The sequence below is a fragment of the Thioalkalivibrio thiocyanodenitrificans ARhD 1 genome, from assembly GCF_000378965.1.
GTDB classification, from domain to species: Bacteria; Pseudomonadota; Gammaproteobacteria; order Ectothiorhodospirales; family Ectothiorhodospiraceae; genus Thioalkalivibrio_A; species Thioalkalivibrio_A thiocyanodenitrificans.
In genome coordinates this window covers 1,253,878-1,276,266 of sequence record NZ_KB900536.1, presented here as the reverse complement: position 1 = coordinate 1,276,266, position 22,389 = coordinate 1,253,878, and the positions used below count along the sequence as shown (strand labels likewise).

Below are 22,389 nucleotides of genomic sequence, written 5' to 3'. Positions count from 1 at the left end.
GTACGGTCCGGCCTGTCGTTGTTTTTGGGTAGGAGAAAACAGTTCATGGCAACAATCAATCAGTTGGTGCGCAAGCCGCGCAAACGGAAGGTGGAAAAGAGCGCGGTGCCAGCGCTGCAGGCCTGTCCGCAGCGCCGTGGCGTGTGTACGCGCGTGTACACCACGACCCCGAAAAAGCCGAACTCGGCGCTTCGCAAGGTGGCACGTGTGCGTTTGACCAACGGCTACGAGGTCAGCAGCTACATCGGCGGCGAGGGTCACAACCTTCAGGAGCATTCGGTGGTGCTGATCCGTGGCGGCCGTGTAAAGGACCTGCCGGGTGTGCGCTACCACACGGTGCGCGGCAGCTTGGACACCCAGGGTGTCCAGAACCGCAAGCAGGCCCGCTCCAAGTATGGTGCCAAGCGCCCCAAGAAGGCCTGACGGCCCGATTTCCGAGTACATAGACCATGTCCAGAAGAAGCGAAGCCCCCAAGCGTCAGATCCTGCCCGATCCCAAGTACAAGAGCGATCTGCTCGCCAAGTTCATCAATACCGTCATGAAGGACGGCAAGAAGTCCGTGGCGGAGCAGGTGCTCTACGGCGCCCTGACCCAGATCGAAAGCAAGAAGGGCGACGGCATCCAGGTGCTGGAGCAGGCCCTGGACAACGTCCGCCCCCGGGTGGAGGTGAAGTCCCGCCGTGTGGGCGGTGCCACCTACCAGGTGCCCGTGGAGGTGCGCTCGGTGCGCCAGAATGCGCTGGCCATGCGCTGGCTCGTGGACGCCGCCCGCAAGCGCGGCGAAAAGTCCATGGCGCTCAAGCTTGCCGGCGAACTGATGGATGCCGCGGACAGCAAGGGCTCCGCGGTCAAGAAGCGCGAGGACACCCACCGTATGGCGGAGGCCAACAAGGCCTTCTCGCACTACCGCTGGTAAGGCACCCGCTTCAGACACAGAATTTTCGAGGATTTCCCCGTGGCACGCAAAACCCCCATCGAGCGATACCGCAACATCGGCATCAGTGCGCACATTGATGCCGGCAAGACCACGACGACGGAGCGCGTGCTGTTCTACACGGGCATTTCCCACAAGGTGGGTGAGGTCCATGACGGCGCGGCCGTCATGGACTGGATGGAGCAGGAGCAGGAGCGGGGTATCACCATCACCTCGGCGGCCACCACCTGCTTCTGGTCCGGCATGGACAAGCAGTACCCGGAGCACCGCGTCAATATCATTGATACCCCGGGGCATGTGGACTTCACCATTGAGGTGGAGCGTTCCATGCGCGTACTCGACGGCGCCTGCATGGTGTATTGCGCCGTGGGCGGCGTGCAGCCGCAGTCCGAGACCGTGTGGCGTCAGGCCACCAAGTACGGTGTACCGCGGCTTGCGTTCGTGAACAAGATGGATCGCTCCGGCGCCGACTTCTTCAAGGTTCATGACCAGATGCGCCTGCGCCTGCACGCCAACCCGGTGCCGATCCAGATTCCCGTCGGCGCCGAGGAGAACTTCAAGGGCGTGGTGGACCTGGTCAAGATGAAGGCCATCTACTGGAACGAGGCGGATCTGGGCGTCACCTTCGAAATGAAGGACATCCCGGCCGAACTCCAGGCCGACGCGGAGAAGTGGCGTGAGAACATGCTCGAGGCCGCTGCCGAGTCCAGCGAAGAGCTGATGAACAAGTATCTGGAAGAGGGCGATCTCTCCGAGGCGGAGATCAAGCAGGGTCTGCGCCGGCGTACCTGTGACCTGGAGATTGTGCCCATGCTGTGCGGCACGGCCTTCAAGAACAAGGGCGTACAGGCCATGCTGGACGCGGTGATCGACTACATGCCCTCGCCCATCGACGTGCCCCCCATCAAGGGGCTGGACGCCAATACCGAGGAGCCCGTGGAGCGCCGTGCCGGCGATGAAGAGCCGTTCTCGGCGCTGGCCTTCAAGATTGCCACCGACCCCTTCGTGGGCACCCTGACCTTCATTCGCGTCTATTCCGGTGTGCTGAACTCGGGAGACACGCTCTACAATTCCCAGAACAGCGGCAAGGAGCGGGTCGGGCGCATCCTGCAGATGCACGCCAACAACCGGGAAGAAATCAAGGAGTTGCGGGCCGGGGATATCGGCGCCTGTGTGGGTCTGAAGGACATCAGCACCGGCACCACCCTGTCCGCGCTCGACAAGCCGGTGATCCTTGAGCGTATGGAGTTCCCGGATCCGGTGATCTCGGTGGCCGTGGAGCCCAAGACCAAGGGTGACCAGGAGAAGATGGGTATCGCGCTTAACAAGCTGGCCCAGGAAGACCCCTCCTTCCGTGTCCATACGGACGAGGAGTCGGGTCAGACCATTATCTCCGGCATGGGTGAACTGCACCTGGAGATCATCGTTGATCGCATGAGGCGCGAGTTCAAGGTGGACGCCAACGTGGGCAAGCCCCAGGTGGCCTACCGCGAGACCATCCGCAAGACCGTGGAGCAGGAAGGCAAGTTCGTGCGTCAGTCCGGCGGTCGTGGCCAGTATGGCCATGTCTGGCTGCGCATCGAGCCCAGGGAGGCCGGCGCCGGCTACGAGTTCGAGAACGCCATCGTCGGCGGCGTGGTGCCCAAGGAGTACATCCCGGCCGTGGACAAGGGCGTACAGGAACAGATGCAGAACGGTGTGCTGGCGGGTTTCCCCGTGGTGGACGTCAAGGTGACCCTGTACGACGGCTCCTACCACGACGTGGACTCCTCGGAGATGGCGTTCAAGATCGCCGGTTCCATGGGCTTCAAGGAAGGGGCGCTCAAGGCGGGCGCCGTGCTGCTTGAACCCATCATGAAGGTGGAAGTGGAGACGCCCGAGGATTACATGGGCGATGTGATGGGCGACCTGAACCGCCGCCGCGGCATCATCCAGGGCATGGACGACAGCCACGGGCTGAAGATCCTGCGTGCCGAGGTGCCGCTGTCCGAGATGTTCGGCTACTCCACCACCCTGCGTTCCATGAGCCAGGGGCGCGCCACCTACTCCATGGAGTTTGCCAAGTATGCCGAGGCGCCGTCCACAGTGGTTGACGCCGTCAAGAAGGCGTCCTGAATCTAATCGAATCATCGAGAAGGGGTTGTCATCGTGTCCAAGGAAAAATTCGAGCGTAAGAAGCCGCATGTCAACGTAGGGACCATTGGTCACGTGGACCATGGCAAGACGACGCTGACGGCGGCGCTGACGGTGTGTCAGGCGAAGAAGTTTGGTGGTGAGTCTCGTGCCTACGACCAGATTGACAATGCCCCCGAGGAGCGTGCGCGCGGGATCACGATTGCCACGGCGCACGTGGAGTACGAGTCGGACACGCGCCACTATGCGCACGTGGACTGCCCGGGACATGCCGACTATGTGAAGAACATGATCACTGGTGCGGCGCAGATGGACGGAGCGATCCTGGTGGTATCGGCGGCTGATGGTCCGATGCCGCAGACGCGCGAGCACATTCTGCTGGCGCGCCAGGTGGGTGTTCCCTACATTGTGGTGTACATGAACAAGGCGGACATGGTGGACGATCCGGAGCTTCTGGAGCTGGTGGAGATGGAGGTTCGTGATCTGCTGTCGTCCTATGATTTCCCGGGTGATGATACGCCGATCATTGTGGGATCCGCGCTCAAGGCGCTGGAGGGCGACGAGTCCGAGATTGGCGCGCCCTCGATCGACAAGCTGATCGAGGCGCTGGACAGCTTTATTCCCGAGCCTGAGCGTGCGATTGACGGTGCGTTTTTGATGCCTGTGGAGGATGTGTTCTCGATCTCCGGTCGCGGCACGGTGGTGACGGGTCGAATCGAGCGCGGGATCGTGAAGGTGGGCGACGAGATCGAGATCGTGGGTATCCGGGATACGGTCAAGACGACGGTCACGGGTGTGGAGATGTTCCGCAAGCTGCTGGACCAGGGTCAGGCGGGAGACAACGTGGGTGTGCTGCTGCGCGGCACGAAGCGCGATGACGTGGAGCGTGGTCAGGTGCTGTGCAAGCCCGGTTCGATCACGCCGCACACGAAGTTTGAGGCGGAGGTGTATGTGCTGTCCAAGGAGGAGGGTGGTCGTCACACGCCGTTTTTCAACGGATATCGTCCGCAGTTTTATTTCCGCACCACGGACGTGACGGGTTCGGTGGACCTGCCGGAGGGTGTGGAGATGGTGATGCCGGGTGACAACGTGAAGATGACGGTGTCGCTGATCAACCCGATCGCCATGGAGGACGGTCTGCGTTTCGCGATCCGCGAAGGCGGCCGCACCGTGGGCGCCGGCGTTGTCGCCAAGATTATTGAATGACGTAAGGGGTCAGGCGTGAGGGGTGAGGTGTAAAAGCCACGCCTCACGCCTGACACCTGACACCTAACCTGAGAATTCGAGACATGGCAAAGCAGAGAATCCGCATCCGGCTCAAGGCCTTTGATCATCGGCTGATCGACCGTTCCGCCACTGAGATCGTGGAGACGGCCAAGCGTACCGGTGCCCGGGTCAAGGGCCCGATCCCGCTGCCGACCAAGATGGAGCGCTTTACGATCCTGGTGTCCCCCCACGTCAACAAGGACGCCCGGGACCAGTACGAGATCCGGACCCACAAGCGCCTCATGGACATCATGGACCCCACGGACAAGACGGTGGATGCCCTGATGAAGCTGGATCTGGCGGCAGGCGTGGACGTGCAAATTAAGCTTAACTAACGGCAATTTTTCTGACATAATTGTCTGCTTTCCGTGGCCCGGTACAGGCTGGCTTGTGCCGGGCCACGATTTTGGAACTTTGGGAACCATACTGCGCGTCCGGCCCCGGGCGGGCTTGTTTAACGAGGTAGTGTCATGGCAATCGGATTGGTCGGTCGCAAGCTGGGCATGACCCGCGTCTTCACCGAAGATGGCGCCTCTCTGCCGGTGACGGTGATCGAGGTGGAGCCGAACCGTGTCGCCCAGGTCAAGACCGAAGAGCGCGACGGGTATCGGGCGTTGCAGGTGACCGCCGGCTCCCGCAAGGCGTCCCGGGTCAACAAGGCCCGCGCCGGGCATTTCGCCAAGGCGGGGGTCGAGGCCGGACGCGGCCTGTGGGAATTCCGCCTGGAGGGCGATCAGGGCGCCGATCTGGAGGCGGGTGCCGAGCTCAAGGTGGAGCTGTTTGAGGCCGGCCAGATCGTGGACGTGACCGGCACCAGCAAGGGCAAGGGCTTCCAGGGCGTGGTCAAGCGGCACAATTTCAGCATGCAGGACGCCACCCACGGCAACTCCCTGTCCCATCGCGCGCCGGGCTCCATCGGTCAGAATCAGACCCCGGGCCGGGTGTTCAAGGGCAAGAAGATGGCCGGCCACATGGGCAACGAGCGCTGCACCGTGCAGAACCTGGAAGTGGTTCGGGTTGACGCGGAGCGCAACCTGCTGCTCATCAAGGGGGCGGTGCCCGGTTCGATCGGCGGCAACGTGTTTGTGCGCCCCGGCATCAAGGCGAAAGGTTGAAGGTCATGAAGCTTTCCATCAAAGACACCCAGAAGGACGTGGAGGTCTCCGACGAGGCCTTCGGCCGCGAATTCAACGAGGCCCTGGTGCACCAGGCGGTCGTGGCCTACATGGCCGGCGGCCGTGCCGGTACCAAGGCCCAGAAAGGCCGCTCCGACGTACGCGGTGGCGGCGCCAAGCCATGGCGCCAGAAGGGAACCGGCCGTGCTCGCGCCGGCACCATCCGCAGCCCGCTGTGGCGCAGCGGTGGCAAGGCCTTTGCGGCCCGCCCGCGGGATTACAGCCAGAAACTCAACAAGAAGATGTACCGGGCCGCCATGCGCTCCATCTTCTCCGAGCTGGTGCGCCAGGACCGCCTGGTGGTGGTAGACGCCTTCGGCGTGGATGCCCCCAAGACCAAGGGTCTGACGGAGAAGCTCTCCGCGCTGGGTCTGTCGGGTGGGCTGATCGTCACCCACGAGGCCGACGCCAACCTGTATCTGTCCGCGCGCAATCTGCGCAGCGTCGACGTGACCGAGGTGGGCGGCCTGGATCCGGTAAGTCTGGTGGGTTCCGAGGCCGTGCTGATCACGGTGCCGGCCCTGAAGCAGGTTGAGGAGTGGCTGGCATGAATGAAGAGCGACTGCTGAAGGTCCTGGTTGGGCCGCACGTGTCCGAGAAGGCCACTCTGCTGGCGGACGCGGCCAACCAGCAAGTATTCAGGGTGGCCACGGATGCCACCCGCGACGAGGTCAAGGCCGCCGTGGAGAAGCTCTTCGAGGTTGAGGTGACCTCCGTGCGCGTGGTCAACATGAAGGGCAAGAGCAAACGTTTTGGTGCGCGCCAGGGGCGCCGCGCCAATTGGAAAAAGGCTTACGTGACACTGGCTGAAGGCCAGGATATCGCGCCGGCCGGAAGCGAGTAAGGGTACCCAATCATGGCAATCGTCAAATCCAAGCCCACGTCTGCCGGACGCCGGTTCGTGGTGAGCGTGGTGACCGAGGGACTGCACAAGGGCGAGCCCTATGGTCCGTTGCTCGAGAAGAAGACACGTACCGGGGGGCGCAACAACCAGGGTCGGATCACCACCCGGCACGTGGGCGGCGGTCACAAGCAACGCTATCGGACCATCGACTTCAAGCGGGACAAGGACGGTGTTCCGGGCCGCGTCGAGCGCCTGGAGTACGATCCGAACCGCAGTGCGCACATCGCGCTGGTGCTGTATGCCGATGGCGAGCGCCGTTACATGATCGCGCCCAAGGGTGTCGCCGCAGGCGATCCGGTGATCTCCGGGTCCACCGCGCCCATCCGCGCCGGTAACTGCCTGCCCTTGCGCAACATCCCGGTGGGTACCGTCGTGCATTGCATCGAGATGAAGCCCGGCAAGGGTGCCCAGATGGCCCGCAGCGCCGGCGCAGCCGTTCAGCTGGTGGCCCGTGAAGGCCAGTATGCCACGCTGCGACTGCGCTCCGGCGAGATGCGCAAGGTGCCCGCCGACTGCCGTGCCACCGTGGGCGAGGTCAGCAACAGCGAGCACAGCCTGCGCAAGTTCGGCAAGGCCGGCGCCAAGCGCTGGAAGGGTGTGCGCCCGACCGTACGCGGCACCGCCATGAACCCGGTGGATCATCCCCACGGAGGTGGTGAGGGCCGCAACTTCGGGCGGCATCCGGTCACGCCATGGGGCGTACCCACCAAGGGTTACAAGACACGCAAGAACAAGCGCACCGATCAACTGATCGTGCGTCGTCGGAACAAGAAGTAACGAGGGAATAGGCCAGTGCCACGCTCACTCAAGAAAGGTCCGTTTATTGATCACCACCTGCTTCAGAAGGTGGAGACCGCTGCGGCGAACAATGACAAGCGTCCGATCAAGACCTGGTCGCGCCGTTCCATGGTCATGCCGCAGATGGTGGGTCTGACCATTGCGGTTCACAATGGCCGCCAGCACGTGCCGGTGCTTGTGAATGAGAACATGGTCGGTCACAAGCTCGGTGAATTCGCCGCGACGCGGACCTTCAAGGGTCACGTGGCGAACAAGAAGGCGAGGTAACCGAGATGGCTATCGAAACCGTCGCTCGGCTCCGCTTTGCGCGCATTTCTCCACAGAAATGCCGTCTGGTGGCCGACCAGATCCGCGGCATGCCGGTGGAACGCGCCCTGCAGGAGCTGACCTTCAGCCCGAAGAAGGGGGCCGCCATGGTCAAAAAGGTGCTTGAGTCGGCCATCGCCAATGCCGAGCACAATGAAGGTGCCGACGTGGACGAACTCAGGGTCTCGCGAATCTGCATCGACCAGGGGCCGACGCTCAAGCGTATCCATGCCCGGGCCAAGGGTCGCGCCAACCGTATTCTGAAGCGTACCAGCCACATCACCGTGGCGGTGGGCGAAAAGTAAAGGGGTCAGAGATGGGTCAGAAAGTACATCCGGTCGGGTTCCGCCTTGGCATATCCAGTCAGTGGACCTCCACCTGGTACGCCGACGGACGTGAGTTTGCTGATGTTCTGGCGAAGGATCTGGCGATCCGGGAGTTCCTGAAGGAACGTCTGTCCCAGGCCTCCGTAAGCCGCATCGACATCGCCCGGCCGGCACGCCAGGCTTTCATCACGATTCATACGGCCCGACCCGGCATCGTGATCGGCAAGAAGGGCGAGGATATCGAAGCGCTGCGCAAGGAAGTGGCCCGTCGACTGGGTCTGGATCTGAACAGCGTCAAGATCAATATCGAAGAGATCCGCAAGCCCGAGGTGGACGCCCAGCTGGTGGCCGAAGGGATTGCGCAGCAGCTTGAGCGCCGCATCATGTTCCGCCGCGCCATGAAGCGCGCAGTGGGCAACGCGATGCGCCTGGGGGCCCTGGGCGTAAAGGTCCACGTCGCCGGCCGGTTGAACGGTGCGGAGATTGCCCGCAGCGAGTGGTACCGGGAAGGCCGGGTGCCCCTGCACACGCTGCGTGCCGATATTGATTATGGATTCGCCGAGGCCCGCACCACTTATGGCGTCATCGGCGTCAAGGTCTGGGTGTTCAAGGGCGAAGTGTTTGATTTCGATCAGAAGACCGACGGCGGCCATGAAGGCAAGGCCGCGGTGAACTAAGGAGTTTGCGAGATGTTGCAGCCCAAGAGGACCAAGTTCCGCAAGCAGTTCACGGGCAAGAACCGTGGTCTGGCCTTCTCGGGCGGCAAGGTCAGCTTCGGTGAGTACGCGCTGCGTGCTCAGGATCGTGGCAGACTTACCGCCCGCCAGATCGAGGCCGCCCGTCGTGCCATGACCCGCCACATCAAGCGTGGCGGCAAGGTATGGATCCGCGTGTTCCCGGACGTGCCCGTGACCAAGAAGCCCCTGGAAGTGCGCATGGGCAAGGGCAAGGGCAACGTGGAGTACTGGGTATGCAAGATTCAGCCCGGCCGGATCCTGTATGAAATGGAAGGCGTGAGCGAAGAGATTGCCCGCGAGGCATTCCGTCTGGCTGCCGCCAAGCTGCCCATCAAGACCCAGTTTGTGACCCGGCAGGTGATGTGATGAAGGCTCAAGAGCTGCGAGAGAAGAACGACGAGGAGCTGCATACGGAATTGCTCGAACTGCTGCGCGAACAGTTTGGACTGCGCATGCAGCGTGGTGCAGGGCAGTTGGCCCGACCCGACCGGTTCAGCAAGATCCGCAAGGATATTGCCCGGATCAGGACCATTATGAATGAACGTGCCGTGGCAGGTGAGTAAGCATATGAGCGAACAGGAAGCAAAAGCGCAGCGCGCGATCACCGGTCGAGTCATCAGTGACAAGATGGACAAGACCCGCACCATCCTGATCGAGCGTAAGGTCCGTCATCCGCTGTACGGTAAGTACATCCGTCGGTCCACCAAGCTGCACGTGCACGACGAGAACAACGAAGCACGCATGGGCGACACGGTGATGGTGCAGCAATGCCGGCCCATGTCCAAGAGCAAGGCCTTCCGGTTGTTGAAGGTGCTTGAGAAGGCCGCCGACTGAACCGGCGTGCGTGGCAACGGACAAGTGAGATAAGACCATGATTCAGATGCAAACGGTTCTGGATGCGGCGGACAACAGCGGCGCGCGCAAGGTCCAGTGCATCAAGGTGCTGGGTGGGTCCCATCGCCGCTACGCCGGTGTGGGCGACATCATCAAGGTGAGCGTCAAGGACGCCATCCCGCGCGGCAAGGTGAAGAAGGGCGAGGTTTACAATGCCGTGGTGGTGCGTACCGCCAAGGGCGTGCGTCGTCCCGATGGTTCCGTGGTGCGTTTTGACCGCAATGCGGCGGTGCTGCTCAACAACCAGCTCCAGCCCATCGGCACCCGGATCTTCGGGCCCGTGACCCGCGAGCTGCGCGGCGAGAAGTTCATGAAGATCATCTCGCTCGCACCCGAAGTGCTTTGAATTCGAGGTATTGAGTCATGCAGAGAATCAGGCAGGGTGACGACGTCATCGTCACCGCAGGCAAGGACAAGGGGCGTCGCGGCAACGTGGTCAAAGTGCTGGCGAACGACCGTGTCGTTGTGCAGAACGTGAATATGGCGAAGAAGCACCAGAAGCCGAACCCGGGTGCCGGAAAACCCGGCGGCATCATCGAGAAGGAGATGCCCCTGCACATCTCCAACGTGATGCTCTTCAATCCGGCCAAGGGCAAGGGCGACCGTGTTGGCTTCAGGACCCTGGAAGACGGGCGCAAGGTGCGTTACTTCAAGTCCGACAACGAAGTTGTGGACGTTTAACAGGTGGCTGAGATGGCAAGGCTGAGAGATTACTACCGCGACACCGTGGTCAAGCAGCTGATGGATCAGTTCCAGTTCGGCAGCGTGATGGAAGTGCCCCGGATCACCAAGATCACCCTGAATATGGGGCTGGGTGAGGCGGTCGCTGATAAGAAGGTCATCGAGAACGCCGTATCCGACATGACGGCCATCGCCGGCCAGAAGCCGGTGGTGACCAAGGCGCGCAAATCCATTGCCGGGTTCAAGATCCGTGACGGTTATCCCATTGGCTGCAAGGTGACACTGCGCCGGGAGAACATGTATGAGTTTCTGGACCGCCTGGTGAGTATCGCGCTGCCGCGTGTGCGCGATTTCCGCGGCTTGAGCCCGAAGGGTTTTGATGGCCGCGGCAACTACAACCTGGGGGTCAAGGAGCAGATCATCTTCCCCGAGGTGGAGTACGACAAGATCGATACCCTGCGTGGGATGAACATCACCATCACCACCACGGCAAGGAATGATGAGGAAGGCCGGGCGCTGTTGTCGGCGTTCAACTTCCCGTTCAAGCACTGAAGAGGTTTGTTAAATGGCCAAGACGTCCATGTTGGAACGTGAGCGCAAGCGCGCCAAGCTGGTGCACAAGTATGCTGCCAAGCGGGCCGAGCTCAAGGCAACGATCAGCAATCCGGAATCGGCATATGAGGAGCGTATGCAGGCGGTCATCGCCTTGCAGAAACTGCCTCGTGACGCCTCCCCGGCACGCCAGCGCAATCGCTGCCATCTGACGGGACGGCCCAAGGGCTACTACCGCAAGTTCGGCCTGGGCCGCAACAAGCTTCGTGAAGCAGCCATGCGCGGGGATATCCCCGGTCTGGTCAAGGCGAGCTGGTAAGAGGAATAACGAATATGAGCATGACCGATCCCGTCGCCGACATGCTGACCCGTCTTCGTAACGGTCAGAGGGCCAACAAGACCGAGGTGCGCATGCCCTCCTCGAAGTTGAAGGAGTCCATCGCCAGGGTCCTGCAGGAGGAAGGTTACATCGCGGACGTCAGCGTGGATGGTGCCGGCGGCAAGCCGGAGCTGACCCTGAGACTGAAGTATTTCCAGGGCAGGCCGGTCATCGAGACCATACAGCGTGTCAGCCGCCCCGGTCTGCGGGTGTACAAGGCCAAGGACCAGTTGCCAAAGGTGATTGGCGGTCTCGGTATCGCGATCGTGTCCACATCCAAGGGTGTGATGAGCGACCGTGCAGCCCGTGCCATGGGGCAGGGCGGCGAAATTCTGTGCATCGTGTCTTAAGCGGATATCAGTCATGTCCCGAGTAGCGAAAAAACCGATTGAACTGCCCTCCGGCGTGAACGTGACGGTCAGCGGCAACAACGTGGCGGTGAAGGGCCCCAAGGGCAATCTTGCCTGGGACGTCCATGAAACCGTGGAGGTGACCCAGGACGGCAATACCCTGGTGCTCGCGCCCCGCGACGGCAACGAGAGCCACTACGCTATGGCCGGCACCATGCGCGCCGTGCTCAACAACATGGTGGTGGGTGTGAGCCAGGGTTTCGAACGCAAACTGGAACTGGTGGGTGTGGGTTACCGTGCCCAGGCCCAGGGGAAGCAGCTCAATCTGAGCCTGGGTTTTTCCCATCCGGTCGAGTACCCGGTGCCCGAGGGCATCACCATCGAGACGCCCTCTCAGACTGAGATCGTGGTCAAGGGTGTGGACAAACAGCAGGTGGGCCAGGTGGCCGCCGAGATCCGTGCCTTCCGTCCCCCTGAGCCCTACAAGGGCAAGGGTGTGAAATATGCGAATGAGCAGATCATTCGCAAGGAAGCCAAGAAGAAGTGATGTAAGGTGACCCGGAATGGATAAGAAAGAAGCTCGTATGCGCCGCGCGGCGCGCGCTCGCCACCAGATCCGCAAGCACGGTGTTCACCGTCTTTGCGTGCATCGGACTCCGCGTCACATCTATGCCCAGGTGATTGCGCCCTCGGGTTCCGAAGTGGTGGCCTGCGCCTCCACGGTGGAAGCCGATGTGCGCAAGGATCTAAAGGGCACCGGGAACGCGGATGCCGCGGTGGCAGTGGGTAAGCTCATTGCGGAGCGTGCCAAGGCCAAGGGCGTGAGCGAAGTGGCATTTGATCGCTCCGGCTTCAAATACCATGGCCGCGTCAAGGCGCTGGCCGATGCCGCCCGCGAAGGCGGCCTGCAATTCTAAAAGGGTGACCCCATGGCAAGTTTTCAGCAAAGCAACGAAACCGACGGTCTTCAGGAGAAGCTGATCACCGTGAACCGTGTCGCCAAGGTGGTGAAAGGCGGCCGGCAGTTCCGTTTCACCGCCCTGAGCGTGGTGGGTGACGGTAACGGGAAGGTGGGTTTCGGCTACGGGAAGGCCCGGGAAGTGCCCCTGGCCATTCAGAAGGCCATGGAGTCCGCCCGCAAGAACATGCGCAGCGTGCCGCTCAAGGACGGCACCCTGCATTATTCCGTGATGGCCCGTCATGGCGCCGCCAAGGTGTTCATGCAGCCGGCATCCGAAGGTACCGGTGTTATCGCCGGCGGTGCCATGCGCGCCGTGCTGGAAGTGGCCGGTGTGCGTAACGTGCTGGCCAAGTGCATCGGCTCGCGCAACCCCATCAACGTGGTTCAGGCCACCCTCAACGGGCTGGACGCGGTGCATGACCCGGAGATGGTGGCCTCCAAGCGCGGCAAGAAACTGGACGAGATCCTGGGGTAATTGACATGGCCAAGGCGAAAGAACTCAAGGTGACGCTGGTGCGCAGCCTCAACGGCCGGCTCAAGCAGCACATTGCCTGTGTGCGCGGGCTGGGAGTGCGCCGCATTCACAATCCGGTGGTGGTCATGGACACGCCGGAGAACCGCGGGATGATCAACAAGGTCTCCTACATGCTCAAGGTGGAGGAAGCCTGAGATGCGACTGAATTCCATTTCTCCGGCCCCCGGCAGCCGGCCTGACGGCAAGCGCCGCGGCCGCGGCATCGGTTCGGGCCTGGGCAAGACCGGCGGGCGCGGCCACAAGGGTCAGAAATCCCGTTCCGGTGGCTACCACAAGGTGGGTTTCGAGGGCGGCCAGATGCCGCTGCAGCGCCGTCTGCCGAAGGTGGGCTTTGCCTCCCGCCAGTCGGAGCGCAGCGCGGAGGTACGCCTTCACGAGCTGGCGGGGCTGGAAGGGACGGTGGACCTGGCCGCGCTGATCGCGGCGGGGGTGGTGCCTGCCCGGACGCTCAAGGCCAAGGTGATCGCTTCCGGCAAACTGGAAAAGGCCGTGACTCTCAAGGGTGTTGCCGTCACCAAGGGTGCTCGGGAGGCCATCGAGGCCGCCGGCGGCAAGATCGAGGAATAAGTGGCCAATCCCCGCGCAGGCATGGCCGGCTCGTTGGGCGGGATCGGCAAGCTCACGGAACTGCGGCAGCGCCTGATCTTCGTGCTGCTGGCGCTGGTGGTCTACCGCGTCGGAACCTTTATTCCGGTGCCGGGGATCAATCCTCTGGCCATGGCGCAGTTCTTCGAGCAGCAGAGCGGTACCATCCTGGACATGTTCAACATGTTCTCGGGCGGGGCCCTGGAGCGGCTGAGCATCATGGCGCTGGGCGTGATGCCGTATATTTCGGCCGCCATTATCATGCAGCTGCTGGCCGCCACGGTGCCGACCCTGCAGCAGCTCAAGAAGGAAGGTGAGGCCGGGCGGCGCAAGATCACCCAGTACACGCGCTATGGCACGGTGGCCCTGGCGTTGTTTCAGAGTATCGGCATCGGCATCGCCCTGAACGGCCAGCAGATCGGCGGCATGAGCATGGCGATCAACCCTGGCCCGGTGTTCATCTTCACCACCGTGGTGACACTGGTGACGGGCACGATCTTTCTCATGTGGCTCGGTGAGCAGATTACCGAGCGGGGTATCGGCAACGGGATCTCCATCATTATCTTTGCGGGGATCGTGGCGGGGCTGCCTGCGGCGGTTGGCGGGACCCTCGAGCTGGCCCGGACCGGCGAGTTGTCGCCGGCCTTCGTGATGCTGCTGCTGATCATGGCGCTGGCGGTGACGGCCTTCGTGGTGTTCGTCGAGCGGGGTCAGCGCAGGATTACGGTGAATTACGCCAAGCGGCAGGTGGGCCGCAAGGTATACGGCGGGCAGAGCAGTCACCTGCCCCTGAAACTGAATATGGCGGGCGTCATACCCCCGATCTTCGCCTCCAGTATCATCTTGTTTCCGGCGACGCTGGGGCAGTGGTTCGGGCAGACCGAGGGCATGACCTGGCTTCGTGACCTGTCCACGACCCTGGGTCCGGGACAGCCGCTGTACGTGATGTTTTATGCGGCCGCGATCATCTTCTTCTGCTTTTTCTACACCGCGCTGGTGTTCAATTCGCGGGAGACGGCCGACAACCTGAAGAAATCCGGGGCGTTCATCCCCGGAATCCGTCCAGGGATGCAGACGGAGCGTTATATCGACGGGGTCATGACCCGGTTGACCGCGGTAGGGGCCATCTACATCACGGCCGTCTGCCTGCTGCCCGAGTTCATGATCCTGTACTGGAATGTGCCGTTCTACTTCGGTGGCACGTCCCTGCTGATCATCGTCATCGTGGTCATGGATTTCATGGCCCAGCTTCAGGCCCACCTGATGTCGCATCAGTACGAGGGGCTCATGAAGAAGGCAAACCTGAAGGGTTATGGTAAATCGGGCATGCTGCGCTGACCGGCCTGCCCTGACTGAGGATAGAGAGATGAAAGTACGTGCCTCTGTGAAGACGATCTGCCGCCATTGCAAGGTGATCCGGCGCAACGGCGTGGTGCGCGTGATCTGCAAGGATCCCCGCCACAAGCAGCGCCAGGGTTGAGGATTGATTCGCCAGGCCTAACTGGATAAAATACCGGGCTTTTCCGCCGGTTCGTGGAGATTTACGAATGGCTCGTGTTGCAGGTGTCAACATCCCCGACAACAAGCACACCGTGATCGCGTTGACCGCGATCTACGGCATCGGCCCCACCCGTGCGCAGAAGATCTGCGAAGTCACGGGCGTCAAGCCGGATATGAAGATCCGTGACCTCACCGAAGAGGAAGTGGAGAAGCTTCGTGCTGCGGTGGGGCAGTTCCCGGTGGAAGGTGATCTCCGCCGCGAGGTTTCCATGAATATCAAACGGCTGATGGACCTGGGTTGCTACCGGGGTCTGCGGCATCGTCGCGGCCTGCCCCTGCGCGGGCAGCGTACCCGGACCAATGCGCGCACCCGCAAGGGCCCGCGTCGTCCGATCCGCAAGTAATCGACTGGTTTCCGACAGGACATATCATCATATGGCACAGGCTCCGACCCGGACCCGAAAGAAGGTCAAGAAATCCGTTTCCGACGGTATTGCGCATATCTATGCCACCTTCAACAACACGATCGTGACCATCACGGACCGTCAGGGCAATACGCTGTCCTGGGCGACCTCCGGAGGTTCCGGTTTCCGCGGCTCGCGCAAGAGCACCCCGTTCGCCGCCCAGGTGGCCGCGGAGCGCGCGGGCACGGCGGCTCAGGAGTACGGCCTCAAGAACCTGGAAGTGCTGGTGCGCGGCCCCGGCCCCGGCCGCGAGTCCGCGGTGCGGGCACTGAACAACGCCGGGTTCAAGATCCTGAACATCAGCGACATCACCCCGATTCCTCACAACGGCTGCCGCCCGCCCAAGAAGCGGCGCGTTTAGTCCGGAGCTTTATCAGATGGCAAGATACATCGGACCCAAGTGCAAACTGAGCCGCCGGGAAGGCACCGACCTTTTCCTCAAGGGCCGCGGCCGTTCCCTGGACACCAAATGCAAGCTGGACAAGGCCCCGGGGCAGCATGGCGACCGCCGTACGCGCCTGTCGGACTACGGCATGCAGCTTCGCGAGAAGCAGAAGCTGCGCCGGATCTATGGTGTGCTGGAGCGTCAGTTTCGCAATTACTACAAGACCGCTTCGCGTCTGAAGGGCTCCACTGGCGACAACCTGCTGCAATTGCTGGAACGCCGTCTGGATAACGTGGTCTATCGCATGGGTTTCGGTGCCACCCGCTCCGAAGCGCGTCAACTGGTGAGCCACAAGGCGATCCAGGTGAACGGTCAGACGGTAAACATCGCGTCCTACCAGGTGAAGCCTTCCGACGTGGTGTCCGTGCGCGAAAAGGCCCGCAAGCAGGTGCGGATTCAGGATTCCCTGACGCTGGCCGAACAGTTCGGTTTTCCGGGCTGGATTGACGTGGATACCAAGAAGATGGAAGGCGTCTTCAAGAGCGTTCCGGAACGCAGCGACCTGCCCGCGGAGATCAATGAATCCCTGGTGGTGGAGCTGTATTCCAAGTAACGATTCCCGGCTTGCGGGTGTCGCCGGGCCGCAATGATGCTGTGGCAGCACCGGCAGGCATGGGTGGAGAGGTGAGGCGTCAGGCGATAGGTGAAAGGAGGCCTGTTCCCTCAGTCCACGCCTCGCGCCTCACACTACTTCACTCCTCACGACAGAACTAACCCATTACGAGGTCTTCAATGCAGACCAAAGTCAACGAACTCCTGAAGCCTCGCCACATCGAGGTCGCCAGCGTCAGCCCCAAGCAGGCGAAGGTGGTGCTCGAGCCTCTTGAGCGCGGTTTCGGCCATACGCTGGGCAATGCCCTGCGCCGGATCCTGCTGTCCTCCATCCCGGGTGCGGCCGTGATCGAGGCGGAGATCGAGGGCGTACTCCACGAATACACCTCTCTTGAAGGGGTGCAGGAGGACGTGGTCGACATCCTGCTGAACCTCAAGGGCATCGCGCTGAAGATGCACAACCGGGACGAGGCCACGCTGACTCTGAAGAAGAAGGGTCCGGGGGTGGTGACCGCTGGTGACATCACGCTGGACCATGACGTGGAGATCGTCAATCCGGAGCACGTGATCGCGCACCTGACCAAGAATGGCGACCTCTCCATGAGCCTGAAGGTGGGCCGTGGCCGAGGCTACCAGCCCGTCACCGTGCGCAGGGGCGCCGACGAGGACCGCCCCATCGGGCGGCTCATGCTGGATGCCAGCTTCAGCCCCATCCGTCGCGTGGCCTACAAGGTGGAAAGCGCGCGTGTGGAACAGCGTACCGACATGGACCGGCTGATTATCGAGCTCGAGACCAACGGCACCGTGGACGCCGACGACGCGATCCGCCAGGCAGCGGGCGTGCTGCAGAGCCAGCTTGCGGCCTTTGTGGAACTGCAGGGTGACGAGAGCGCCGTTGCCGAAAGCAAGCAGATGGAGATCGATCCCATCCTGCTGCGCCCGGTGGACGATCTGGAGCTGACTGTGCGTTCCGCCAACTGCCTGAAGGCGGAGAACATTTACTACATCGGTGACCTGATTCAGCGCACCGAGGTGGAGCTGCTCAAGACCCCGAACCTGGGCAAGAAGTCGCTAACCGAGATCAAGGACGTGCTGGCTTCCCATGGGCTGTCCATGGGCATGCGCCTTGAGAACTGGCCGCCGCCGGGACTCAAGGATCAGGACAAGAAGGCCGGCTGAGGCCGCCACACAGCTTTTCTGAACGGGAATAAGACCCATGCGTCATCGTAATAGCGGGCGGCAACTGAGCCGCAACAGCTCGCATCGTAAGGCAACCATGCAGAACATGGCCGCCTCGTTGTTCCGTCACGAGGTCATCAAGACCACGGTGCCCAAGGCCAAGGAGCTGCGCCGAGTGGCCGAGCCCCTGATCACCCTGGCGAAGACCGACAGCGTGCACACCCGCCGTGTGGCCTTTTCGCAGTTGCGCGACAAGGAAGTGGTGGGCAAGCTGTTCCAGGAACTGGGCCCGCGCTACCAGGCCCGTCCCGGCGGCTATATGCGCATCCTCAAGTGCGGTTTCCGCCCCGGCGACAACGCGCCCATGGCATACGTGGAACTGGTGGATCGCCCGGAGATTGAAGCGGGAGCAGAGGAGCCGGCCAGGGGCGAACCGGCAGCCGAGCCCAAGAGCGAAGACTGAAACCCGTCCGCATTCGGGTTGACGAGAAAGCCGGCCCATGTGCCGGCTTTCTTGTTTTGCGAGCCTGCGTTCCCCGGAGGCTGTGAATCTGAAACCACAAAGGGTGCAAAAAGCATGAGGGAGACCGGCGAAACCGACCACAATCACCCCTTACACCAGGGTTCCCGGCCGTTCCCGAATTTGATCCTACCCCCGCAGGGACGCCACGCCCGCCAGGCAAGACGTCCGTATTCAGACGTTCAGGGACGCAGGTGTACGATGATCGCAACGCAACGGCAAGACCATCCCCAGCTATCCTCTTTGACAACTGACAACTGACAACTGACAACTGACAACTGACAACTGACAACTGACAACTGACAGGTTTTATCCATGTTCGTCCTGTTCACCGATTTCGGCCCCTCGGGGCTCTACACCGGGCAGATACGAGCCGTTCTGCACGGCAAGTTTCCGGAACGCCCGGTGCTGGACGCCTGCAGTGACGCGCCGGCCTTCAACCCGAGGGCGTCCGCCTATCTGCTTGCATCCCTGGTGCCGTGCTACCCCGCGGACGCCATCTGGCTGGCCGTGGTGGATCCGGGTGTCGGCACGGAACGGGACGGACTGATCATGGAGGCCGACGGACGCTGGTTCGTCGGGCCGGACAACGGCCTCTTGAGCCAGGTGATGCTCAATGCAAGGGAGGCGAGCTGCTGGCGCGTCCAGTGGCGCCCGCCGGGCATGTCGCCGAGCTTTCACGGCCGTGACTGGTTCGCGCACGTGGCGCTTCAGCTTTCCATGGAACGCATGCCCGAGGCCGATGAGGTATCCCCGGACGATCTGGTGGGCAGCGACTGGCCCATGGACCTGCCCGAGGTCATCCATGTGGATCATTACGGCAACCTGATCACCGGGTTGCGCGCCGCTTCCGTGCCCGTTGATGCGGTACTCCGGCTAGGCAAGTCGCGCCTGCATCGCGCACGCACATTTGCCGAGGTGCCCGCGGGGCAGGGATTCTGGTATTGCAATGCCATGGGATTGGTGGAGGTCGCGGTCAATCGCGGCAGGGCCAACCATGTGCTGGGCGCCGGAATCGGGGACCCGGTGGCGGGGGTGATCGGTACCGATTGAGGGCAGCAGAGGCCCTGAATGCGCTGACTGGTGGCGTGCGTCCTTACACCCGGGCCACCGCCTGCGGCCCGGTGTTCTTCTCCAGCAGCGGACGCAGGAACCGCCCGGTGTGCGAGCCGGGGTGAGCCGCGAGCTGCTCGGGTGTGCCCAGAGCGACGACCTCGCCGCCGCCGGACCCTCCCTCCGGCCCCAGGTCGATCACCCAGTCGGCGGTCTTGATCACATCCAGGTTGTGCTCGATCACCACCACCGTATTGCCGTGGTCACGCAGCCGGTGGAGCACTGCCAGCAACAGCTCCACGTCGTGAAAGTGCAGGCCTGTGGTGGGTTCGTCCAGAATGTAGAGGGTTCGGCCGGTCTCGCGCTTGGACAGCTCCCGGGCCAGCTTCACGCGCTGGGCCTCGCCGCCGGAGAGAGTGGTGGCGTTCTGCCCCAGCTGGAGGTAGGACAGTCCCACGTCCATCAGCGTCTCCAGCTTGCGCCGGATGACCGGCACCGCATGGAAGAAGTCGAGCGCCTCCTCCACGGTCAGATTCAGGACCTCATGGATGGTCCGCCCCTTGTAGCGGATCTCCAGGGTCTCACGGTTGTACCGTTGTCCCTTGCACACGTCGCAGGGTACATAGACGTCCGGCAGGAAGTGCATCTCCACCTTGATGACCCCGTCCCCCTGGCAGGCCTCGCAGCGCCCGCCCTTCACATTGAAGGAGAACCGCCCGGGGTTGTACCCCCGGGTGCGGGCCTCCGGGGTGGCGGAGAACAGTTCGCGAATGGGGGTGAACAGCCCCGTGTAGGTGGCCGGGTTGGAGCGGGGCGTACGCCCGATGGGGCTCTGGTCGATGTCCACCACCTTGTCGAACTGCTCGGCGCCTTCCACTGCAGCGCAGGGGGCGGGCTCGTCACCGGCCCGATTGATGTGCCGAGCCATGATCCGGTACAGGGTATCGTTGACCAGGGTGGATTTCCCCGAGCCGGAGACGCCGGTCACGCAGGTCAGCAGGCCCACGGGAAAGCCCGCGTCCACGCCCTTGAGGTTGTTGCCGCGGGCGCCTCGCAGGGTGAGTGTGCGTTCCGGGTCGGGGGGTACCCGGCTTCCGGGCAGGGCGACGGCCCGCCGGCCGGCCAGATACTGGCCGGTGAGGGAGGCCGGATGGTTCTCGACCTCCCGGGGCGTGCCCTGGGCCACTACCCATCCGCCATGCCGGCCCGCGCCTGGGCCCATGTCAACCACGTGGTCGGCACGGCGGATGGCATCCTCGTCATGCTCCACCACCACCACCGTGTTGCCCAGATCGCGCAGGTAGGTGAGCGTGTTGAGCAGGCGCGCGTTGTCCCGCTGGTGCAGGCCGATGGAGGGTTCGTCCAGGATATACATGACGCCCACCAGACCGGCACCGATCTGAGATGCGAGGCGGATGCGCTGGGCTTCGCCGCCGGAGAGCGTGTCGGCGCTTCGATCCAGCGTCAGATAATCGAGGCCCACGTTCACCAGGAAATCCAGCCGCGCGGCGATCTCCCGCACGATCTTCTCCGCCACCTGACCCCTGGCGCCGGGGAGGCTCAGGGCCGTGAACAGGGCCTTGGCCTCCCCGATGGGCAGCCGGGTGATCTCTGGCAGGGTGTACTGGCCCACGAATACGTGCCGGGCCTGGCGGTTCAGCCGGGTGCCCCGGCAGTCGGGGCAGGCGTGGGTGGCCAGGTACTTGGACAGTTCCTCGCGCACTGTACCGGACTCGGTTTCCCGATAGCGGCGTTCCAGGTTGGGCAGCACGCCTTCGAAGGGGTGGGTGCGTACCGTGGTGTGGCCCCGTTCGTTCAGGTAACGAAAATCGATGGCCTCCTCGCCGCTGCCCTGCAGGATCACGCGCCGGACCGGCTCGTCCAGTTCGCCGAAGGGGGCCTCGATATCAAAGCCGTAGTGGGCGGCCAGGGACTGAATCATCTGGAAGTAATAGGTGTTGCGCCGGTCCCAGCCCCGCACGGCGCCCCCCGCGAGGCTCAGGTCCGGGTTGCTGACCACCCGCGCCGGATCGAAAAACTGTGTCACCCCCAGGCCGTCGCAGGCCGGGCAGGCGCCCGCCGGGTTGTTGAACGAGAACAGACGCGGCTCCAGTTCTCTCAGGGAGTAGCCGCACACCGGGCAGGCGAAACGGGCGGAGAAAACAAGCGGCGCACGTGCCGGTTCGTCCAGCCAGGCCACCTGCACGATGCCGTCGGAAAGCGCCAGTGACGTTTCCAGGGATTCCGCCAGACGAACACGCACGTTGTCGCGAACCTTCAGGCGGTCCACCACCACCTCGATGTTGTGCTTGCGTTTCGGGTCAAGGGCCGGTGGATCGTCCAGTTCCACCAGTTCACCGTCGATGCGCGCGCGCAGGAATCCCTGGGCACGCAGGGTGTCGATCACCTGGTGGTGCTCGCCCTTGCGGTTCTGCACCACGGGCGCGAGCAGCATGAGCCTGCTGCCTTCCGGCAGGCTCAGGATCTGGTCCACCATCTGACTGACCGTCTGCACCTCCAGGGTGTTGCCATGCTCCGGGCAACGGGGGGTCCCGGCTCGGGCGAACAACAGGCGCAGGTAGTCGTAGATCTCGGTGATCGTGCCCACGGTGGAGCGCGGATTGTGGGAGGTGGTCTTCTGCTCGATGGAGATGGCCGGGGACAGCCCCTCGATGTGATCCACATCGGGCTTTTCCATCACGGACAGAAACTGGCGCGCGTACGTGGACAGGGACTCCACATAGCGTCGCTGCCCCTCGGCGAACAGGGTGTCGAAGGCCAGGGAAGACTTGCCCGAGCCGGATACGCCGGTGATGACGATGAGCCGGTCCCTGGGCAGGTCCAGGTCCACGTTCTGCAGATTGTGGGTGCGGGCGCCGCGGATAAGGATCTTGTCCATGGGGTCTCGGTCTTGCGAAGCGACGGGATATCGGCCGGTGGGGACGGGCAAACAACATAGTTTACCATCGTGGTTCGAGGCGGGGCCAAGCGGGGGGTCTTTGCGTCCCGGGGGATGACTGAAGCAGGAGCGGTTCGAGCCGTCGGCTCGGGCTGCTCTTGACGTTCGGTGTCAAGTGGTTGAACTTGCCGCTCGGCGCTGTCCAATACTTCCTCCGCTGCCCCGGTCTGATAACATACCGGACCTGTGCGCCCCCGGCG

Annotated in this window: 34 protein-coding genes; 33 read left to right on the top strand and 1 reads right to left on the bottom strand. The window is 62.9% G+C overall.

All coding sequences use genetic code 11. The features are described 5' to 3' along the window. The first annotated feature begins 45 nt into the window (after positions 1–45). From rpsL to THITHI_RS0105865, 33 genes are all read left to right on the top strand, one after another. Positions 46–423, top strand: a complete 378-nt coding sequence (gene rpsL, locus THITHI_RS0106025) for a 30S ribosomal protein S12 (protein WP_012638885.1) — start codon at positions 46–48, stop codon at positions 421–423. Between the two features lie 26 nt (positions 424–449). After that, the gene (gene rpsG / locus THITHI_RS0106020) at positions 450–917 is read left to right on the top strand and encodes a 30S ribosomal protein S7 (protein ID WP_018232182.1); all 468 of its coding nucleotides are present in this window, start codon (positions 450–452) and stop codon (positions 915–917) included. Positions 918–956: 39 nt separating this feature from the next. Further along, positions 957–3,050: an elongation factor G gene (gene fusA / locus THITHI_RS0106015; RefSeq protein WP_018232181.1), complete on the top strand. Its 2,094-nt coding sequence runs from the start codon at positions 957–959 to the stop codon at positions 3,048–3,050. 33 nt (positions 3,051–3,083) lie between these two features. Continuing rightward, on the top strand, positions 3,084–4,274 hold the full coding sequence (tuf, locus tag THITHI_RS0106010) for an elongation factor Tu (RefSeq protein ID WP_018232180.1): 1,191 nt from the start codon (positions 3,084–3,086) through the stop codon (positions 4,272–4,274). Positions 4,275–4,357: 83 nt separating this feature from the next. Continuing rightward, positions 4,358–4,669 carry a 30S ribosomal protein S10 gene (gene rpsJ, locus THITHI_RS0106005; RefSeq protein WP_018232179.1) on the top strand — a complete coding sequence of 104 codons (312 nt, stop codon included), beginning with the start codon at positions 4,358–4,360 and terminating at the stop codon, positions 4,667–4,669. Between the two features lie 135 nt (positions 4,670–4,804). Next, a complete protein-coding gene (rplC, locus tag THITHI_RS0106000; protein ID WP_018232178.1) occupies positions 4,805–5,449 on the top strand; it encodes a 50S ribosomal protein L3 in 645 nt (214 codons plus the stop codon). Positions 5,450–5,454: 5 nt separating this feature from the next. Next, positions 5,455–6,060 carry a 50S ribosomal protein L4 gene (gene rplD, locus THITHI_RS0105995; RefSeq protein WP_018232177.1) on the top strand — a complete coding sequence of 202 codons (606 nt, stop codon included), beginning with the start codon at positions 5,455–5,457 and terminating at the stop codon, positions 6,058–6,060. Then, positions 6,057–6,353 (top strand): 50S ribosomal protein L23, encoded by a 297-nt coding sequence (gene rplW, locus THITHI_RS0105990; RefSeq protein ID WP_018232176.1) that lies wholly within the window; start codon positions 6,057–6,059, stop codon positions 6,351–6,353. The genes rplD and rplW overlap by 4 nt, the downstream gene beginning before the upstream one ends. Positions 6,354–6,365: 12 nt before the next feature. Continuing rightward, entirely contained in the window at positions 6,366–7,190 is an 825-nt protein-coding gene (gene rplB / locus THITHI_RS0105985; RefSeq protein WP_018232175.1) for a 50S ribosomal protein L2, read from the top strand. 15 nt (positions 7,191–7,205) lie between these two features. Beyond that, complete coding sequence (gene rpsS / locus THITHI_RS0105980; protein WP_018232174.1) at positions 7,206–7,478, top strand: 30S ribosomal protein S19; 273 nt, start codon at positions 7,206–7,208, stop codon at positions 7,476–7,478. A 5-nt stretch (positions 7,479–7,483) separates the two neighbouring features. Next, a complete protein-coding gene (gene rplV, locus THITHI_RS0105975; RefSeq protein WP_018232173.1) occupies positions 7,484–7,822 on the top strand; it encodes a 50S ribosomal protein L22 in 339 nt (112 codons plus the stop codon). 11 nt (positions 7,823–7,833) lie between these two features. Then, a complete protein-coding gene (gene rpsC, locus THITHI_RS0105970; protein ID WP_018232172.1) occupies positions 7,834–8,520 on the top strand; it encodes a 30S ribosomal protein S3 in 687 nt (228 codons plus the stop codon). Between the two features lie 12 nt (positions 8,521–8,532). Then, the gene (rplP, locus tag THITHI_RS0105965; RefSeq protein WP_018232171.1) at positions 8,533–8,946 is read left to right on the top strand and encodes a 50S ribosomal protein L16; all 414 of its coding nucleotides are present in this window, start codon (positions 8,533–8,535) and stop codon (positions 8,944–8,946) included. Next, on the top strand, positions 8,946–9,143 hold the full coding sequence (rpmC, locus tag THITHI_RS0105960) for a 50S ribosomal protein L29 (RefSeq protein ID WP_018232170.1): 198 nt from the start codon (positions 8,946–8,948) through the stop codon (positions 9,141–9,143). Before rplP ends, rpmC begins: the two co-directional genes overlap by 1 nt. Before the next feature lie 4 nt (positions 9,144–9,147). Further along, positions 9,148–9,414, top strand: coding sequence for a 30S ribosomal protein S17 (rpsQ, locus tag THITHI_RS0105955; RefSeq protein WP_018232169.1), 267 nt, complete (start codon positions 9,148–9,150; stop codon positions 9,412–9,414). Positions 9,415–9,451: 37 nt separating this feature from the next. Continuing rightward, positions 9,452–9,820: a 50S ribosomal protein L14 gene (gene rplN, locus THITHI_RS0105950; RefSeq protein WP_018232168.1), complete on the top strand. Its 369-nt coding sequence runs from the start codon at positions 9,452–9,454 to the stop codon at positions 9,818–9,820. Between the two features lie 17 nt (positions 9,821–9,837). Then, on the top strand, positions 9,838–10,155 hold the full coding sequence (rplX, locus tag THITHI_RS0105945; RefSeq protein ID WP_018232167.1) for a 50S ribosomal protein L24: 318 nt from the start codon (positions 9,838–9,840) through the stop codon (positions 10,153–10,155). 12 nt (positions 10,156–10,167) lie between these two features. Next, positions 10,168–10,707, top strand: coding sequence for a 50S ribosomal protein L5 (gene rplE, locus THITHI_RS0105940; RefSeq protein ID WP_018232166.1), 540 nt, complete (start codon positions 10,168–10,170; stop codon positions 10,705–10,707). Positions 10,708–10,720: 13 nt separating this feature from the next. Next, entirely contained in the window at positions 10,721–11,026 is a 306-nt protein-coding gene (gene rpsN, locus THITHI_RS0105935) for a 30S ribosomal protein S14 (RefSeq protein WP_018232165.1), read from the top strand. A gap of 14 nt (positions 11,027–11,040) precedes the next feature. Further along, the gene (gene rpsH / locus THITHI_RS0105930; RefSeq protein ID WP_018232164.1) at positions 11,041–11,436 is read left to right on the top strand and encodes a 30S ribosomal protein S8; all 396 of its coding nucleotides are present in this window, start codon (positions 11,041–11,043) and stop codon (positions 11,434–11,436) included. A 13-nt stretch (positions 11,437–11,449) separates the two neighbouring features. Continuing rightward, the gene (rplF, locus tag THITHI_RS0105925; protein WP_026186100.1) at positions 11,450–11,983 is read left to right on the top strand and encodes a 50S ribosomal protein L6; all 534 of its coding nucleotides are present in this window, start codon (positions 11,450–11,452) and stop codon (positions 11,981–11,983) included. Between the two features lie 16 nt (positions 11,984–11,999). Beyond that, positions 12,000–12,353, top strand: a complete 354-nt coding sequence (gene rplR, locus THITHI_RS0105920; RefSeq protein WP_026186099.1) for a 50S ribosomal protein L18 — start codon at positions 12,000–12,002, stop codon at positions 12,351–12,353. Between the two features lie 12 nt (positions 12,354–12,365). Further along, positions 12,366–12,872 (top strand): 30S ribosomal protein S5, encoded by a 507-nt coding sequence (gene rpsE, locus THITHI_RS0105915; protein WP_018232161.1) that lies wholly within the window; start codon positions 12,366–12,368, stop codon positions 12,870–12,872. 5 nt (positions 12,873–12,877) lie between these two features. Further along, entirely contained in the window at positions 12,878–13,066 is a 189-nt protein-coding gene (gene rpmD, locus THITHI_RS0105910; protein WP_018232160.1) for a 50S ribosomal protein L30, read from the top strand. 1 nt (position 13,067) lies between these two features. Further along, the gene (gene rplO, locus THITHI_RS0105905) at positions 13,068–13,499 is read left to right on the top strand and encodes a 50S ribosomal protein L15 (RefSeq protein ID WP_018232159.1); all 432 of its coding nucleotides are present in this window, start codon (positions 13,068–13,070) and stop codon (positions 13,497–13,499) included. Positions 13,500–13,520: 21 nt separating this feature from the next. Continuing rightward, complete coding sequence (gene secY / locus THITHI_RS0105900; RefSeq protein WP_033337092.1) at positions 13,521–14,855, top strand: preprotein translocase subunit SecY; 1,335 nt, start codon at positions 13,521–13,523, stop codon at positions 14,853–14,855. 28 nt (positions 14,856–14,883) lie between these two features. Continuing rightward, entirely contained in the window at positions 14,884–14,997 is a 114-nt protein-coding gene (gene rpmJ, locus THITHI_RS0105895; RefSeq protein WP_018232157.1) for a 50S ribosomal protein L36, read from the top strand. Positions 14,998–15,064: 67 nt separating this feature from the next. Further along, the gene (gene rpsM, locus THITHI_RS0105890; protein ID WP_018232156.1) at positions 15,065–15,421 is read left to right on the top strand and encodes a 30S ribosomal protein S13; all 357 of its coding nucleotides are present in this window, start codon (positions 15,065–15,067) and stop codon (positions 15,419–15,421) included. A gap of 31 nt (positions 15,422–15,452) precedes the next feature. Beyond that, positions 15,453–15,842 carry a 30S ribosomal protein S11 gene (rpsK, locus tag THITHI_RS0105885; RefSeq protein WP_018232155.1) on the top strand — a complete coding sequence of 130 codons (390 nt, stop codon included), beginning with the start codon at positions 15,453–15,455 and terminating at the stop codon, positions 15,840–15,842. Positions 15,843–15,858: 16 nt separating this feature from the next. Next, on the top strand, positions 15,859–16,479 hold the full coding sequence (rpsD, locus tag THITHI_RS0105880) for a 30S ribosomal protein S4 (protein WP_018232154.1): 621 nt from the start codon (positions 15,859–15,861) through the stop codon (positions 16,477–16,479). Between the two features lie 179 nt (positions 16,480–16,658). Beyond that, positions 16,659–17,657, top strand: coding sequence for a DNA-directed RNA polymerase subunit alpha (locus THITHI_RS0105875; protein WP_018232153.1), 999 nt, complete (start codon positions 16,659–16,661; stop codon positions 17,655–17,657). A 37-nt stretch (positions 17,658–17,694) separates the two neighbouring features. Continuing rightward, positions 17,695–18,120, top strand: coding sequence for a 50S ribosomal protein L17 (rplQ, locus tag THITHI_RS0105870; protein WP_026186097.1), 426 nt, complete (start codon positions 17,695–17,697; stop codon positions 18,118–18,120). Positions 18,121–18,492: 372 nt separating this feature from the next. Next, a complete protein-coding gene (locus tag THITHI_RS0105865) occupies positions 18,493–19,230 on the top strand; it encodes an SAM hydrolase/SAM-dependent halogenase family protein (RefSeq protein ID WP_018232151.1) in 738 nt (245 codons plus the stop codon). A gap of 43 nt (positions 19,231–19,273) precedes the next feature. Here THITHI_RS0105865 and uvrA read toward each other — a convergent pair whose 3' ends face one another. Continuing rightward, a complete protein-coding gene (uvrA, locus tag THITHI_RS0105860) occupies positions 19,274–22,129 on the bottom strand; it encodes an excinuclease ABC subunit UvrA (protein WP_018232150.1) in 2,856 nt (951 codons plus the stop codon). Positions 22,130–22,389 lie beyond the last annotated feature (260 nt).

Bases quoted from the DNA above. Each gene is read 5' to 3' on its own strand.
- rpsG (WP_018232182.1), top strand. From the start codon at position 450: ATGTCCAGAAGAAGCGAAGCCCCCAAGCGTCAGATCCTGCCCGATCCC.
- rpsQ (WP_018232169.1), top strand. From the start codon at position 9,148: ATGAGCGAACAGGAAGCAAAAGCGCAGCGCGCGATCACCGGTCGAGTC.
- rplC (WP_018232178.1), top strand. From the start codon at position 4,805: ATGGCAATCGGATTGGTCGGTCGCAAGCTGGGCATGACCCGCGTCTTC.
- rpsH (WP_018232164.1), top strand. From the start codon at position 11,041: ATGAGCATGACCGATCCCGTCGCCGACATGCTGACCCGTCTTCGTAAC.
- rpsK (WP_018232155.1), top strand. From the start codon at position 15,453: ATGGCACAGGCTCCGACCCGGACCCGAAAGAAGGTCAAGAAATCCGTT.
- rplF (WP_026186100.1), top strand. From the start codon at position 11,450: ATGTCCCGAGTAGCGAAAAAACCGATTGAACTGCCCTCCGGCGTGAAC.
- rplW (WP_018232176.1), top strand. From the start codon at position 6,057: ATGAATGAAGAGCGACTGCTGAAGGTCCTGGTTGGGCCGCACGTGTCC.
- rpsL (WP_012638885.1), top strand. From the start codon at position 46: ATGGCAACAATCAATCAGTTGGTGCGCAAGCCGCGCAAACGGAAGGTG.
- rpsM (WP_018232156.1), top strand. From the start codon at position 15,065: ATGGCTCGTGTTGCAGGTGTCAACATCCCCGACAACAAGCACACCGTG.
- uvrA (WP_018232150.1), bottom strand. From the start codon at position 22,129: ATGGACAAGATCCTTATCCGCGGCGCCCGCACCCACAATCTGCAGAAC.
- rplP (WP_018232171.1), top strand. From the start codon at position 8,533: ATGTTGCAGCCCAAGAGGACCAAGTTCCGCAAGCAGTTCACGGGCAAG.
- rpmJ (WP_018232157.1), top strand. From the start codon at position 14,884: ATGAAAGTACGTGCCTCTGTGAAGACGATCTGCCGCCATTGCAAGGTG.
- THITHI_RS0105865 (WP_018232151.1), top strand. From the start codon at position 18,493: ATGTTCGTCCTGTTCACCGATTTCGGCCCCTCGGGGCTCTACACCGGG.
- rplX (WP_018232167.1), top strand. From the start codon at position 9,838: ATGCAGAGAATCAGGCAGGGTGACGACGTCATCGTCACCGCAGGCAAG.
- rpsC (WP_018232172.1), top strand. From the start codon at position 7,834: ATGGGTCAGAAAGTACATCCGGTCGGGTTCCGCCTTGGCATATCCAGT.
- rplE (WP_018232166.1), top strand. From the start codon at position 10,168: ATGGCAAGGCTGAGAGATTACTACCGCGACACCGTGGTCAAGCAGCTG.
- rplO (WP_018232159.1), top strand. From the start codon at position 13,068: ATGCGACTGAATTCCATTTCTCCGGCCCCCGGCAGCCGGCCTGACGGC.
- rplV (WP_018232173.1), top strand. From the start codon at position 7,484: ATGGCTATCGAAACCGTCGCTCGGCTCCGCTTTGCGCGCATTTCTCCA.
- rpsJ (WP_018232179.1), top strand. From the start codon at position 4,358: ATGGCAAAGCAGAGAATCCGCATCCGGCTCAAGGCCTTTGATCATCGG.
- rpsN (WP_018232165.1), top strand. From the start codon at position 10,721: ATGGCCAAGACGTCCATGTTGGAACGTGAGCGCAAGCGCGCCAAGCTG.
- rplQ (WP_026186097.1), top strand. From the start codon at position 17,695: ATGCGTCATCGTAATAGCGGGCGGCAACTGAGCCGCAACAGCTCGCAT.
- THITHI_RS0105875 (WP_018232153.1), top strand. From the start codon at position 16,659: ATGCAGACCAAAGTCAACGAACTCCTGAAGCCTCGCCACATCGAGGTC.
- rpsD (WP_018232154.1), top strand. From the start codon at position 15,859: ATGGCAAGATACATCGGACCCAAGTGCAAACTGAGCCGCCGGGAAGGC.
- rpmC (WP_018232170.1), top strand. From the start codon at position 8,946: ATGAAGGCTCAAGAGCTGCGAGAGAAGAACGACGAGGAGCTGCATACG.
- rplD (WP_018232177.1), top strand. From the start codon at position 5,455: ATGAAGCTTTCCATCAAAGACACCCAGAAGGACGTGGAGGTCTCCGAC.
- rplR (WP_026186099.1), top strand. From the start codon at position 12,000: ATGGATAAGAAAGAAGCTCGTATGCGCCGCGCGGCGCGCGCTCGCCAC.
- rpmD (WP_018232160.1), top strand. From the start codon at position 12,878: ATGGCCAAGGCGAAAGAACTCAAGGTGACGCTGGTGCGCAGCCTCAAC.
- rplB (WP_018232175.1), top strand. From the start codon at position 6,366: ATGGCAATCGTCAAATCCAAGCCCACGTCTGCCGGACGCCGGTTCGTG.
- secY (WP_033337092.1), top strand. From the start codon at position 13,521: ATGGCCGGCTCGTTGGGCGGGATCGGCAAGCTCACGGAACTGCGGCAG.
- rpsE (WP_018232161.1), top strand. From the start codon at position 12,366: ATGGCAAGTTTTCAGCAAAGCAACGAAACCGACGGTCTTCAGGAGAAG.
- rplN (WP_018232168.1), top strand. From the start codon at position 9,452: ATGATTCAGATGCAAACGGTTCTGGATGCGGCGGACAACAGCGGCGCG.